This is a genomic window from uncultured Methanospirillum sp., assembly GCF_963668415.2.
Taxonomy (GTDB): Archaea; Halobacteriota; Methanomicrobia; order Methanomicrobiales; family Methanospirillaceae; genus Methanospirillum.
Genome location: NZ_CAXXDL010000001.1, coordinates 409,905 through 425,487, shown reverse-complemented (window position 1 = coordinate 425,487; position 15,583 = coordinate 409,905). Strand labels below are relative to the sequence as shown.

General features: G+C 44.9%; 8 protein-coding genes. 5 read left to right on the top strand and 3 right to left on the bottom strand.

The window, feature by feature from the left end; all coding sequences use genetic code 11:
* On the bottom strand, nucleotides 1-126 hold the full coding sequence (locus ACHZA2_RS02040) for a hypothetical protein (RefSeq protein WP_319578320.1): 126 nt from the start codon (nucleotides 124-126) through the stop codon (nucleotides 1-3).
* A gap of 149 nt (nucleotides 127-275) precedes the next feature.
* Nucleotides 276-797, bottom strand: coding sequence for an effector binding domain-containing protein (locus ACHZA2_RS02035; RefSeq protein WP_319578319.1), 522 nt, complete (start codon nucleotides 795-797; stop codon nucleotides 276-278).
* 558 nt (nucleotides 798-1,355) lie between these two features.
* Between ACHZA2_RS02035 and ACHZA2_RS02030 the strand changes: the two genes are divergently transcribed.
* Both ACHZA2_RS02030 and ACHZA2_RS02025 read left to right on the top strand, forming a co-directional pair.
* Nucleotides 1,356-2,714 (top strand): hypothetical protein, encoded by a 1,359-nt coding sequence (locus ACHZA2_RS02030; RefSeq protein ID WP_319578318.1) that lies wholly within the window; start codon nucleotides 1,356-1,358, stop codon nucleotides 2,712-2,714.
* 484 nt (nucleotides 2,715-3,198) lie between these two features.
* Nucleotides 3,199-3,561, top strand: coding sequence for a hypothetical protein (locus tag ACHZA2_RS02025; RefSeq protein WP_319578317.1), 363 nt, complete (start codon nucleotides 3,199-3,201; stop codon nucleotides 3,559-3,561).
* 176 nt (nucleotides 3,562-3,737) lie between these two features.
* Here the strand turns inward: ACHZA2_RS02025 and ACHZA2_RS02020 are convergent, their stop codons facing one another.
* On the bottom strand, nucleotides 3,738-4,151 hold the full coding sequence (locus ACHZA2_RS02020; protein WP_319578316.1) for a hypothetical protein: 414 nt from the start codon (nucleotides 4,149-4,151) through the stop codon (nucleotides 3,738-3,740).
* A 414-nt stretch (nucleotides 4,152-4,565) separates the two neighbouring features.
* Between ACHZA2_RS02020 and ACHZA2_RS02015 the strand changes: the two genes are divergently transcribed.
* The 3 genes from ACHZA2_RS02015 (at nucleotide 4,566) to ACHZA2_RS02005 (ending at nucleotide 15,572) form a co-directional block, all read left to right on the top strand.
* The gene (locus tag ACHZA2_RS02015; RefSeq protein WP_319578315.1) at nucleotides 4,566-4,700 is read left to right on the top strand and encodes a hypothetical protein; all 135 of its coding nucleotides are present in this window, start codon (nucleotides 4,566-4,568) and stop codon (nucleotides 4,698-4,700) included.
* A gap of 264 nt (nucleotides 4,701-4,964) precedes the next feature.
* Entirely contained in the window at nucleotides 4,965-6,596 is a 1,632-nt protein-coding gene (gene thsA, locus ACHZA2_RS02010) for a thermosome subunit alpha (protein ID WP_319578314.1), read from the top strand.
* Nucleotides 6,597-6,785: 189 nt separating this feature from the next.
* Nucleotides 6,786-15,572, top strand: a complete 8,787-nt coding sequence (locus ACHZA2_RS02005; RefSeq protein WP_319578313.1) for a GH36-type glycosyl hydrolase domain-containing protein — start codon at nucleotides 6,786-6,788, stop codon at nucleotides 15,570-15,572.
* Nucleotides 15,573-15,583: the final 11 nt, after the last annotated feature.

Sequence of the window (15,583 nt, the reverse complement as noted above, 5' to 3'; positions counted from 1 at the left end):
TTATCCCGGGTTCATCCCGGGTTCATCCCCGTTACCATAGTCTGCATGGAATAGTATCCTGATTCCGGCACATCCCTTTTCGGGAGAATTGGTATGATCAAAATGGAATGAGTGTGGCTGCTTCACGGATAGTACACCTGAATAATTGCTAAAACATGTGATGATCTTATTTAACGCTGATTGCATACAGAATAGTCAAAAAAAAGAGGTAAGGCCCCGGATGTGATTATTAAGGATTCATCTCAGTTTAATTATTCTTCAGGAATCATTCCTATTCATGTCTGTACACAGGGGACATAATAATCAAGGATAATATTTCCGTTTTCATCAGGTTGCGTAAACCTGGGACAATTATATACTTCCATGCACCATACAGGGTTTTTACATGAGTATCCAATATCTGTTAATGCCTTTTCCATAAGGCTGTGAGCAGCAAAGCATACCTCCGGGGTTGATGTTCCCTGTATCCAGCCGATCCCAACTGTTTCAGGTTCAATTGTTCTTGAGACAAACCCGTCAACCTGAATGGTCAGGTCAGATCTCATAAGCATACCGCAGATGTAGGCAAATATTCCATTCTCTTCTGAGTAATCTGACATCCACCCGACATAGGCATCATTGAAAAGGTACTCCTTGTGCTCCATCAGATGTTTAAATGTGTCATCAGAAAAACATTCTTCCCAGAATTTAGGTATTGGATTCGTTTCAGATGTATTGGGTACTGGTACAGTAATCTGTTTACCAAGTACATAGACTTCCGGAAACTCACCCACTTCACAGTTTATGATTTTTGCCATTTTTAATCCCAATATTAGAGAATTTTCAGAGTGTCGTTACATGGCCTGGCATATCAATATAATGGCAACCTCTACCCCGGTTTTTTTACCAGATACAATGTGAGATCAGTATTCATGGGTATTAATTGGGTATACATGGGCGTAATGTAAGAGTATTTCCCGGTACAGTCTCTCTCTGTTTGAAAAAAATGCGGGAAGATCTTTAATGGGGGGAATCTTGATACAATCAGGTTTTACCCGATTATAACGGTAAAAAACCTGTATGGCCGGTATGTGAAATAACTCTCATCATGACTCTGACAGGTGCATACACCTGATCTGATGGTGAGGCCTCTCGGTAGCAGGAGGCACTATCTCATGATTCAAATAGTCTCAACAAGATCACAAATGGATATCATTATTACCACAAAAAAGTGATGGATTAATATGGGTATATTGACCATATCCCACAAATTATCAGTGATAGCGCTAATTTTGGTGCTATCATGTATTTGTATCACAAATGCGGACAGTCAGATCTGGAACATTTCATATGCCAAGGAACACATGCCGGGTGACATGATAGTCTCTGAAAAGAATATTGAAGAGATGTTTAATCCACAGGTTGTTCCATATGAAGATGATTCCTCCTTTATTCATGCGCTATCAGGTGATGGATTCACCGTGCAGCAGGGCGCAATGGCCAAAGTGGATCTTGTAAAATATGCAGAATTTGGTTTGCTTCCTGATGCAGAAGGGAATAATGCTGATAATCCGTATTACAGTATTGCACTCCCGAGATCTCCCGGTCAGACTGTCATAAATGATAATGAGTGTCCGAATGGTCTGAGTAGAAATGTCCGGTTAAATCCGGATGAGGCTGTCGTCTTAATCGGGAAAACACCATCAAATGTAACCTTCTATAACTTCCCGTTGTTTATGATCTACCGTACAATACAGTCGGAGAGGGCGTTTTTATTCGGTGGCCTTGGTGATACTATCAACATCGGATCAGTCAAGGAGCAGACTGGATCATCAGATGGATTGGGTGTCCCGATTATGATCATCTATTCTGCAGACAAAACCGTTGCAGAAAAGGTGAAGTCTGTAGCCGAAGCATCAGGGTATCCTGAAAGTATGATCACCATCATGGAGATCCCGTCACCCATGGTTCACATGGGACTTGCTGAAGATGACGACTCTTTTGCCTGTGGTATCAGAACTGCTATATTCAGCAGCCCTCAAGCAAAACAGGACTACATGGATAATATAAACACCATGGTGAGAGGGTACCGGATCACACCGAATACGTCAGGATCTCTCGACCCATTCCCGGTTAAGGACCTGAGAGTGAGAGGAACCGGAACTACCGAATTCGATCTCCTCCCTGCGGTATCAAGACTTCGTGATGCCATCATCGAGGCATACCCAAATTGTTCATACAAGGAACCTGAAACCGGTATCGCCTTCCCTGAAAGTTCACAGGTGCTCCAGAACAATGAGAAGGCTTATGGAGAGAGCAGGGATGCTGCATACCTTGGAAGCCAGAACTTTACACTCCAGCCTGGAGAGTTTGCCATATCGTACGGTGTGAATCATATGGAAAGTGGAAAGGCTATATATAGTAATGTCGTAGCCTATGGAGCCGAAAAACTCAACGGTGTCGCTTCTGCTGACAGCACGACATTTACCGGGTCTGCCTCCCGATATCTAAAGGGTGACCCTGACGTAGACAAATTGTATACATACACCATCACAAGAGCCAACTCGACCGAACCGTACACCCTGGTTGTTCCTCAAGGACCATATCTCCAGGGGATTCCGTTAAACCAGAAGATGTGGATCGGATGGAGAGCATACATGGAAGAGGAGACAAATGTCGGCCCTACGTATCCGGAACTTGTATACGACAAGGTCATTGTATTCACCCCGAAATAACTCTCCTTTTTTCTGGTTTTATTACCCTCATACATTCAATAGGATTCAGTGAAATCTCATGGATTTTTCAGAATATGAGGGTTTCTTTCTCGAAAAGAATGGTATACATGAAACACTCATCTAGGTGAGTCAAATCTCTGAATAATTATGTCGAGATGTATGTTTCTGGATAGGACTCATCTTCAGTATCTGAAACCTCTTGTATCGGTTTTTGATTCCTTTATTTCAATACACGGTTTTATATGCTCAAAAAAGATGATAACCTACTATGAGTAAACGGCGGTGTGCGGTTTTCGTTTTATTGTTGGTAATATCGGGTTTTATCGGTGCTTCAGCAGCGGTAATGTCAGACATTGCCCCAGGAAAGTGGGAGCGATTTGACACTGGCAACGGGTTTTCTGTTCAGTTGCCTTCTGGTTGGTCTTTTTTAAATAATGGGAAGGACGGAGAGGTTGTTACGACAATTCAGGGGCCGGTTCATGATATGACTCTTGAAATTTCTCTCATCGGCATTGACAAGGTCAATGCAACAAGTGAGGAGTTACAATCGCTGGTATTGGATATTCAGGATCAACTCAAATTTAGTACTGGGGGGAGAACGCCTGGTGTATACACGTATAAATCCGGCCCTTCTGTAATCTTTGGTGGTTCTCTTGAGAATAAAAAATCGGTCCAAGTGGATCTTCAATCAGAAAAAAGGAAAATAATCAAGGCAATTACATATTATGATACATTCGAAACATACAAGAATTATACTGATATTGGATACCTCATAAATTCGGTTCAGGTTACCGATGAGCCTTCTAACATTTCTCAGTCTCCAAATGTATCCTCCGAAGGTACATAACTACTTTTTTGGATTAGTCTCATATTTGAGTTATTTTTCTCATGAAAACGTTCTATTCATGCAAAAATGGTCCAAAGATCCAATTCCTGGATAAGATTACCCCAGGACAAGAGAAAACCTGGTTGTACATGGCATTCGTTGAATCATGTACATGATGATTGCCTTGAGTCTTGGAATCACTCTTTTTTCAGATTACAGAGCACGGAGAAGTTATCTGTGTCATCAACAAGAAGGACAAGTTCCATGCGATCAGGTGAGAGAAGATACCCTGTATCCTGTCCGGTCCCGTATTCGGCAATATGAAGCGTCTTCATATCATGGGCAATGACACCTGAAAACCGGTATTCCCTGGTCGGGTCTACCCCTGATACGATGAGTGTTCCGTTAAAAATTCTGCCTTCCTGCTGCCCGATGCTGAGGATATACTGATAATCACCTGCGTGAAAATATCCTGGTTCTGAATGAAATCCTTCAGACGTTCCGGTCCAGTTCCCAACCAGGTCGGGAATCGAAGACTCATCAGCCATTCCTCCTGTAGTTCCAACTCCCATTATAAGCAGAAGGACCAGCATAACCCTGATTTTGATCATAGAAGATAATAGGTGATATCTGACATAATAATGTCGAAATCCGCTCGATCATCCAAATGTCCTGTATTATACATTGCTTGCGTCTGGCACCAGAATGGACCGGGTGGCTGATTAATCCTGAATACTCCTGATTCCGCAGTAAGCCACCTATTTTTTGTTTTGAATATGATCTCCATACACTTGTTGATAAGGAAACTAAAATAATTAGAGAGTTTGCAATAACTATGAGCAAGTTACCAAATCTGATCTTTAGGTGGGTTAAATCGCCATCCTCTTAAGAATATACAATTTTTGTTCAAATAGGAAGAGATGTATACTTGAGCCACTAATGCAAGGTACTCTGATCTGCTTTTACAAAATTTATTTGATCATAATATTTTTTAAACCCAGATATCAGGGCGAATAGGTGAAACTATGAGTCATGATAAAAAGAAAGCCAAAAAAGTAGTTGGTCAGGCACAAGTGGTTGCAGAGTCAGTAAATCCTGAAAAAATTTCAGTCCCTGACATTAAAAGTAGTTCTAAAGGGCAATCAAGATCAAAAAAATGATAATTCAAACCACAGTAACATTAACCATTTAATTATTTTTATTTTCTTATTTTTCCGTTTTTTTCGTATGTAAGCGCAGATCGGAAAGTATGAATGTAGTTTCAAAACCTCCGCAGTATTCCCTTGTTTGATCAGTATATTACCCTTACTGAGTAGAGGATCAACGGTACTGGTTGGAATAATTGGATTTATTTTCTAGATTCTAACCACACATATTTATAGAACTATAAGTCAATGCTAACTCACTATCGGAGAGGTTCAATAATGTCAACACAACTTGGTGGGCAGCCGATTTATATTCTTAAACAAGGCAGTTCCCGGAACCGGGGCCGTGATGCTCAAAGTATGAATATCACCGCTGCAAAGGCGGTTGCTAATGCGGTCCGTACCACACTTGGCCCGAAAGGGATGGATAAAATGCTTGTCGATTCGATAGGCGATGTGGTCATCACCAACGATGGATTTACTATCCTCAGTGAGATGGACATTGAACAACCGGCAGCGAAGATGATGGTGGAGATCGCGAAAACTCAGGACACTGAAGTTGGCGATGGTACCACCACTGCGGTTGTTATTGCTGGAGAACTTCTCAAGCGTTCCGAAGACCTCATAGAACTTGGAATCCACCCGACTGTTATCGTGCAGGGCTACCGGATGGCATCCGAGAAAGCCCAGGATATCCTCAAGGGTTTGGCGATATCAATGAAACCATCTGATACCGGCGTACTTAAAAAGATAGCAGAGACAGCTATGGCTGGGAAAGGTTCAGAATCTGCAAATCTTTTACTCTGTGATCTTGTTTCAACGGCTGTTACCCGTGTCTCCGATTCAGATGGCTCGGTGGATATTGATAATATCAAGATTGAGAAAAAAGTTGGCGGGTCGATTGAAGACTCAGAAATTATCATGGGTATCGTTCTTGAAAAAGAGAGAGTCCACCCGGGTATGCCTACAAAAATTACCAAAGCAAAAATTCTGCTTTTAAACGTTGGAGTTGAGTATAAAAAAACAGAAGTTGACGCTGAGATAACGATCACCCGGCCTGATCAGATGCAGGCCTTCATAAACGAGGAAGAACGGATGATCAAGAAGATTGCTGATGCTATTATCAAAACCGGAGCCAATGTGGTTATTAGTCAGAAGGCAATTGAAGACACAGCTCAGCATCAACTTGCAAAGGCTGGAATATTAGCTATCAGGCGGGTCAAAGGCAGTGACATGGACAAACTGGCTCTGGCTACCGGTGCTACCATTGTTTCAAGTATTGATGAAATATCTGCTAAAGAACTTGGATTTGCCGGGATAGTCGAGGAGCGAAAAATTCTGGGAGATGATATGATTTTTATTGAGGAATGTAAAAACCCCAAAGCAGTCTCTATCATCATTCGCGGAGGAACAGAACATGTCATTGCAGAATATGGCCGTGCCATAGAAGATGCCGTTCGGGTAGTTTCCACTGTTCTTGAGGATAAGAAATTTGTTGCCGGTGGTGGTGCTCCTGAAATTGAGTTATCTCTCCGTCTCAGGGAATACGGGTCGTCAGTAGGGGGTCGTGCCCAACTTGCTATCGAAGCCTTTGCTGCCTCACTTGAGATTATTCCCCGAACTCTTGCAGAAAATGCAGGTCTTGACCCGATTGATATGATTGTTGCATTACGTGCTGCTCATGAGAAGGGTGAGACAACTTCCGGTCTGAATGTTTTCGAAGGAAAACCCGTGGATATGCTCAAAGAAGGAGTCATTGAGCCACTCCGGGTTAAAATCCAGGCCATTGTGAGTGCAACAGAAGCAGCAGGTATGATACTGAGAATTGATGATATTATCAAATCTGCAAAATCAGCAGCTCCGGCAATGCCACCGGGTGGTATGGGGGAGATGGGCGGAATGGGGATGTAACTAGTCTCTCTATAAAAATTTAGCTTTGTTTTGGTTCAAATTTGATCAATCCTATTTTCAATTTTTATTTTTGATCACAAGGTATAAGGAGAAGTAAACCTTCTCTCTCCTCATAATAGAATAATTTTTTTATTTTTGATTTTTGGTTGTTTTTTCGAAAATTTGAAGTAATTGGGGAATAAAAAGGCGTTGAAAAAAATTTTTGCAACCAGAAAAGAACATGCAGATACACGTTCAAATCGCGAACAGATTGATAGGGGCCCCCTTCGTGACGAACTCTTTAGCAGGGATCAACTGGAGAAGCATGCAAAGGAAATTGCAGGGTGCTATCGGGTTGATACCAGAAAAGGGGAGGATCGCCTTCTTCCACGACTTACCGATAATGAGCAGGTCCTGCTAAAAACTCACAAGCTCCTCAATACTGTTATAGAAGAACATTCTCCGGTTTCTCCTGCGGGTGAATGGCTCCTCGATAATTTCTATCTTGTTGAGGAGCAGATCAGAACCGCTCGTATGCACCTTCCTGAAGAATACAGCAAAGAACTTCCCCACCTCGCAAACGGACCGCTGGAAGGATATCCAAGGGTCTATCATATTGCACGAGAACTCATTGCCCACAGTGACGGCAGGATAGATACTGAAAACCTCTTTGCTTTTATCGATGCGTATCAACAGGTCACTCCTCTCAAACTTGGTGAACTCTGGGCAATTCCGATCATGTTCAGACTCGCGTTGATCGAGAATCTACGCAGAGTAGCCGACATTATATCTGAAAACCGGTCTGATCGCGATTCTGCCAATTACTGGGTGGATCGCATGACCCGAATGGCACAGCATGATCCAAAAAGTCTCATTCTTGTAATAGCTGATATGGCCCGGTCGGATCCACCCCTGACCAGTGCATTTGTTGCTGAAATGTCACGCCAGTTACAGGGTAGTTCTGGTCCTCTCTTATTTGCTCTTTCATGGATAGAGCAGCGGTTATCTGAAAAAAATCAGACCCCTGAACAGATGATCAGTGCAGAGATCCAGGCTCAGGCCGCTGATCAGGTCTCTTTTGGGAACAGCATAAGCAGCCTCCGCCTTCTTGATACAAGTGACTGGCGAACTTTTGTAGAACGGCTGAGTATTGTTGAGCATACCCTTCGTAGTGATCCGGCAGATGAATATGCAGAAATGGATTTTGAGACCCGGGACCGGTATCGCCATGTGGTTGAGGAGATTGCGAAGAATGGCGGGATATCGGAAGATCTGATTGCAGAAAAAGCGGTAGAACTTGCATCACTGGCCCGAAGCAGAGACAAGCAGAACGGAAGGGAGTCCCATCTTGGCTATTATCTGATGGATGATGGGAGGGGAGCACTGGAGAACGCACTTCTGTATCATCCTTCTGGTATCAGCCAGATCAAGAGATCTGGACTGGCTCATTTCTTTCCCCTCTATATCGGTGGTATCGTATCCATCACCCTCCTTGTTCTTTATGTTGCATTATCCAGATTCATCTTCTTAGACTGGTTCATTACTCTTCCGATTCTGATACTGCTTCTATTTCCTGTCAGTCAGGCAGCAATGAACGTGTTGAACTGGGCATGTACCCTGTTTTTCACGCCGGTCTCTCTTCCTAAGATGGACTATTCACAAGGGATCCCGGGCAACAGAAGAACTGTCGTGGTTATTCCGACGGTTCTTTCAGGATTTTCAGATATTTCAAAGCTTCTTGATTCACTTGAGGTCAGATTTCTCGCAAATAAGGAGAAAAATCTCTACTTTACTCTGCTTACTGATCTCAAAAATGCCCCTGCAACACAGATGCCTGAAGATGAAAAACTGGTATCCCTGCTTTCGAGTGGGATTGAAAACCTGAATGAGAAATACCGGGAAGAAAACCCTGATACCTTTTTTCTCATGCACCGGAACCGTACCTACAGCCCGGGTGAACGGATATTCATGGGATACGAACGAAAGAGAGGAATTCTCGAAGCGTTCAGTACCTTCCTGTCTGATCCCAAAGAAAATCAGTTCTCTCATGTCGCCGGCAATCCTGATGTTCTTACTGATATCACATACGTGATAACGTTAGATACTGATACAGATCTCCCGAGAAATAGTGCACGAACTCTTATCGGAACGATTGCACATCCCCTGAACAGGCCACAGATTGATCCAGAAATCCGGGTGATCAAAAAGGGATACGGAATTCTTCAGCCGCGTGTTGCAATCTCACTCTCTGAGTCAGGAATTTCCCGGTTTGTATCACTCTTCGGTGGAGAACAAGGGATAGATCCGTATACCCGTGTCGTATCAGATCTGTACCAGGATGTATTCCATGAAGGATCGTTTATTGGAAAAGGGATCTATGATCTCGAAACATTTTCCCTGGCAGTGAAAGGCAGGTTTCCGGAAAACCTCATCTTAAGCCATGATCTTCTGGAAGGCTGCTATACCAGAACAGGTCTTGTCAGTGATGTACAGGTCTTTGAAGAATATCCTATCAGTTATCTGGCTGATATCATCCGGAGACACCGGTGGATTAGAGGCGACTGGCAGATTCTCCCCTGGATTTTTTCATCTGTTCCTGACAGTTCATTTAAGAAACAGCAAAATCCCCTCTCTCTTCTCTCGCGGTGGAAGATCTTTGATAATCTGAGAAGAAGCCTGATAGCCCCTGTTACCTTTCTCCTGTTTCTTCTTTCATGGACTATTCTAGAGGATTCACTCTTCTGGACTGGGTTTATCATAGCACTCTTCCTGATTCCCCCAGTAATCATTGTAACTCAAAAAATCATCCGAAAGTCTGGAGAGCATACCTGGAGGATGCATATCCATGATATGGGCCATGATCTCCGGGTTCAGATTGCTGTCCCGCTGCTCACCCTTGCTTTCCTCCCCTTTGAAGCATACATCTCTCTTGATGCCATTGTTCGCTCCTGCTGGCGGATGATGATCTCTCATCAGAACCTGCTTGAATGGACTACCCACCAGGAAGCAGGACAAATGGGCGTCTCTGATGTTTCAAGTTCGTATCGTATTATGTGGCCTGCACCGGTTATCGGCGCAGCATTGCTCTTACTCATAGGCATACTGCCTGTATCTTTCAGTTTGTGCTGCATTCCTTTTGCCTGTGTATGGATCCTCTCCCCTATAGCGGCCTGGTGGATAAGCCAGCCGATAATATCCCGTACACTTCCCCTTTCTCCTGAGCAGAACCGGTATTTGAGAAGAATTGCACGCAAAACATGGCGGTTTTTTGAGACTTTTGTCACCGCTGAAGATCATCATCTCCCCCCTGACAACTACCAGGAACAACCGGTTGAGGTTGTTGCTCACCGAACCTCTCCAACAGACATCGGCCTTTCTCTCCTTGCAAATCTTACCGCCTATGACTTTGGTTACATCTCTGCTGGTGAGTTTTTGGATCGTACTCACAGTACCCTGACAACCATGGGGAAACTGAAGAGATTCCGTGGTCATTTCTACAACTGGTATGACACGATAACGTTAGAGCCCCTGCTTCCCAGGTACATCTCCACGGTTGATAGCGGTAATCTGGTCGGTGATCTGCTGGTGCTACGGCAGGGACTCTATGAACTTCCTTATCTGCCGGTTATTTCACAAAAATATTCCGAAGGGCTCTCTGATGTGCTTCATCTCCTCATCGATGCACTGGAAGCGTCTGAAGAGAGCATGGGAGAAGTGCCGGTTCTTGTTCTATCAAAAATTGCGGATCTGAAAGAATCTTTGTTCCATATACCGGAAACGGCTCCCGAAATCAACCATTCTCTTTCTGATTTAAATGAGATGTCATCAGATCTTCTGGCTGAACTCTGTTCACATCCTGATGAAGAAGTCAGGTGGTGGGCAGATGCAACCAGGCGACAGATAAAGAGTCATGAGGCTGAAGTAACCTCCTTTATTTCATGGGTATCAACCGGTTTTCATCCTGACACGGTCTTTGATGAGATTCCTGCAGAACTTTCGCCCTCTCTCGCCCTTTTTCTGAAAAAATATGAGTCTCTGGGCAACCACACTCCAACATTCAGAGAAGTATCTGATATCATAGAGGGTTTCCAACGTGATCTTGCTCCATTATTGGAGTGGGTTGCTACAGATAAAACTCCAGCCAATACGTCAGGTACCGGGTACCAATGGCTTGTTCGGACTATGGAAGAGATGCAAATCTCAAGTAAACGTGCCAAAGATATCCTTTTGATGGTATCAAATCTTGCTGATGAATGTGAAACATACTCCGATATTGAGTATGAGTTTCTGTATGATCAAACCAGCAAACTTCTTGCCATCGGGTATAATGCAACAGATCTCAAACGTGATGCCAGTTTTTATGACCTCCTGGCATCTGAAGCACGACTTGCCAGTTTTATCGGAATTGCCAGGGGAGAGCTTCCCCAGGAGCACTGGTTTGCGTTAGGACGGCTGCTCACGACCGTTGGAAAGGGAAGATCAACGCTCATCTCCTGGAGTGGTTCGATGTTTGAATACCTTATGCCACTCCTTCTGATGCCAAATTATGAGAATACTCTTCTGGATCGCACCTACCGTGCTGTGGTTACCAGGCAGATCGAATATGGAAGACAGAGGAATGTTCCATGGGGGATATCAGAATCAGGCTATAATATCATTGATGCAAGCCAGAACTACCAGTACCGTGCATTCGGAGTTCCGGGGCTTGGATTTAAGCGTGGTCTTTCTGAAGATCTGGTCATTGCTCCCTATGCTAGTGTGATGGGTCTGATGGTTCATCCATCGTTAACCTATATGAATCTGAAGGAGATGGAATCGCTTGGATATTCAGGGACATACGGGTTTTATGAAGCTGTTGACTTTACCCCTTCACGAATTCCTCCAGGCCAGAATCATACAATTGTGAAATCCTTCATGGTACATCACCAGGGGATGGCTCTGCTCTCGCTTGCGTATATCCTTCTTAATCGTCCGATGCAAAAGCGATTTGAATCTGATCCATCTCTTAAGGCAACCCTGATGCTTCTTCAGGAGAAGATGCCCCGAATTACTCCCTTCTATCCACATACCGGTGATGTGCAGGGTGTTCATAAGAAGAATGGGGATGCGGAGTCACTCATGCGAATCTTTCAGACTGCACATACACCACGACCTGAAGTACACCTTCTCTCGAACGGGCATTACCATGTGATGGTAAATAATAGCGGATCAGGATATAGCAGATGGAACGATCTTGCGGTAACCAGGTGGCGGGAAGATCCGACCGCAGACAACTCGGGAACCTTCTGTTACATCAGGGATCTTGCAAGTGGAGAGTTCTGGTCAAATGGGTATCAGCCCACAAAAAAGAATCCCGAAACCTTTCAAACGACATTTAAACAGGCACGTGCTGAATTCAGAAGACGTGACCGGGAGTTTGATACCCGTACAGAGATCATCGTTTCTCCTGAAGATGATGTGGAACTTCGACGAATACGGGTAACAAACCGGTCCTGGAAACGAAGGACTCTGGAATTTACCAGTTATGCTGAGGTGGTCCTGGCTCCCCAGACATCTGATGAATCACATCCGGCATTCAGTAACCTGTTTGTTCAGACTGAACTTCTTCAGGAGAAGAATGCAATCATAGCCACAAGAAGGCCACGATCAGAGGATGAAAAGCCGCCATGGATGCTTCATCTCATGACTGTTCATGGCACCGTGGTTCGAAAGATCTCATTCGAGACAGTCAGGGCTAATTTTATCGGAAGGACGAATTCCCTCTCAAATCCTGCTGCCATGACTGATTCATCTGTCCTTTCAAACTCAGCAGGTTCTGTTCTTGATCCCGTGGTTGCGATCAGATGCACTATCATACTGGATCCACAGGAGACTGCAGGTGTGAATATTTTCACCGGAGTTAGTGAGAGCCGGGATAAATCGGTCGCCCTTGTTGACAAGTATTATGACAGTTACATCGCTGATCGTGTCTCCGAGCTTGCCTGGACACATGCTCAGGTTGTACTCAAACAATTGAATGCAACAGAGAGGGATGCCCGACTGTTTGGGAGTCTTGCTTCATCGATTATCTATGCTCATCCTTCGCGTAGGGCGAGCCAGAAGGTACTGGAAAAGAACTCCCGTGGGCAGTCAGGTCTGTGGGGGTATGGAATATCAGGAGATGTACCCATAGTTCTGGTGCGAATTCAACATCAGAGCGGGATTGGTCTGATAAAAGAGATGGTTCAGGCCCATGAGTACTGGCGAATAAAAGGCCTGATGGTTGATCTGGTCATCTGGAATGAGGAACAGTCAGGATACAGGCAGGAACTACATGATGAGATCATGCGTCAGATTCCCCAGGGTTCTGATCATCCTCAATTAAATCAGAAAGGGGGCATCTTCATCCGACATATGGAACAGATGTCAGATGAGGATCGTATCCTGATTCAAAGCGTGGCACGGGCAATAATTTCTGATCGGAGGGGCAGTCTTGCGATGCAACTCGACCGGCCTGGCTGGATTGTAACTCCTGTACCTGAACTCATCCCAACCAGGGCATCAATTCATGAGAATGATCCAGGAATCAGCATTTCTGGTGAAGACCTTCTCTGTTTCAACGATATTGGGGGATTTTCGCCTGATGGAAAGGAGTACATCATCTTCACCGGGAAAGGAAAAGTAACTCCGGCACCCTGGGTAAATGTCCTGGCAAATGAGAATTTTGGGACCGTGATATCAGAGAGCGGGAGTGCTTACACCTGGAGTGAGAACGCCCATGAGTTCAGACTTACTCCCTGGACAAACGATCCGGTCTCTGATCCCTCTGGTGAGGCCCTGTATATCAGGGATGAAGAGACCGGCAGATTCTGGTCTCCAACTCCCTTACCCGTCAGAGGGCATAACAATTACAAAACCAGGCATGGATTTGGCTATTCAATCTTTGAATACTCAGGATATGGGATTCATACCACACTAACAGTCTCTGTATCGCTTGATAATCAGGTAAAATTCCTCTCTCTCCGTGTGAAGAATCAGTCAGGACAGTCCCGTATCCTCTCGGTAACCTGCTATGTCGAATGGGTTTTAGGAGAACTCAGGTCTCGATCACTGCCCTATGTAATATCAGAGATAGATCCGGTTACCGGAGCAATCTTTGTAAAAAATCCATATAATTCTGAATTTCCCGGGCGTGTTGCCTTTCTTGACTCAAATGTCCTAAGCAGAACCATTACCGGCGACCGGTATGAATTCATCGGGCGGAACCGTTCGATGGAGAAACCTGCAGCAATGGAGCAGGAACGGCTCTCCAACAAAGTCGGAGCAGGTCTTGATCCGTGTGCGGCTCTCCAGGTCTTATGTGACCTAGTCGATGGTGAGGAACGTGAGATCATCTTTAACCTTGGACTCGGTCGTGATGAAGAAGATGCACGAAGTCTTGTTCTTCGCAGTCGCGGGATTGCAACTGCACGTGCATCACTGAAAGCGGTACAGGAGTTCTGGGCATCAACGCTTGGAGCTGTGAATATTGCGACACCTGATCCCTCTGTGGATCTTCTTGTCAACGGGTGGCTTCTCTATCAGACTATTGTCTCCCGCCTCTGGGCACGTTCTGGTTTTTATCAGTCAGGAGGAGCGTTTGGATTTCGGGATCAACTACAGGATGTGATGGCCCTTATCCATGCTAAACCAGATCTTGCAAGAAGACAGATCCTCCTCTGTGCCGGGCATCAGTTTTCAGAAGGTGATGTACAGCACTGGTGGCATCCGCCTATTGGTCGTGGAGTGAGGACTCACTGTTCTGATGATTATTTATGGCTCCCGTATGTAACCTGCAGGTATGTAACCGGGACCCGTGATTTTGGGATTCTTGACGAAATGGCTCCTTTTCTTGAAGGGAGAGAACTACTCCCTGACGAGGACTCATATTATGATCTCCCTGGAATCTCCGGATCAGCAGATACGCTCTATGAACATTGTGTCCGGGCCATCAGGTCAGGACTGATGGTTGGTGTTCATGGCCTTCCGTTGATGGGAACCGGAGACTGGAACGATGGAATGAATCTTGTCGGAGCAGGAGGGCAGGGAGAGAGTGTATGGCTCGGATTTTTCCTCTATGATCTGCTTACACGGTTTGCCAGGATCTCTACGCTTCACAACGATCCAAAATTTGCAGAATATTGCCAGGTATATGCTGATCAGTTGAGGGAAAGCCTTGAGAAAAATGGGTGGGACGGGGAATGGTACCGCCGTGCCTATTTCGATTCAGGACAGCCACTCGGATCTTCCATCAATCAGGAATGCAGGATAGATTCAATCGCCCAGAGTTGGTCTGTCCTCTCGGGTGCTGGATCAACAGAGAGGACTGTCTCTGCAATGAAAGCAGTAGGCACTCATCTTATCAGATCCGATGATGGGCTGGTATCTCTCTTTACCCCTCCGTTTGATTCATCGTTGATGAATCCCGGGTACATTAAAGGATATGTGCCCGGCGTCAGAGAAAACGGAGGGCATTACTCCCATGCAGCCATCTGGGTTGCAATGGCATTTGCTATGCTAAAGGATCACGAACAGGCCTGGAAACTGCTGTCGTTTATCAGCCCGATTAATCATTGTAAAACTCATCATGATGTTCTAAAATACCGGGTTGAGCCGTATGTTGTTGCATCTGATATCTATACTGCTCCTCCCTACTCAGGACGTGGAGGCTGGACCTGGTATTCTGGATCTGCCGGCTGGATGTATACACTGATTATTGAATCTCTACTCGGACTTGAGATACATGGCGATCAAATGGCATTCAATCCCTGTATTCCTGAGATCTGGAGATCATACCGGATTTATTTAAGATACAAGTCTTCCAGATATCATATCTCTGTCATAAAGGCCGGTCCGGGATCAGCAGTAAAATCGGTGAGTGTTGAGGGAAAAACTCAGTCTGATAAAACGGTACATCTTGTTGATGATGGGGGGGATCGTCAGGTTGTGGTAGAACTTGGTGATACATCCCTATTATAATTGAGATCCCT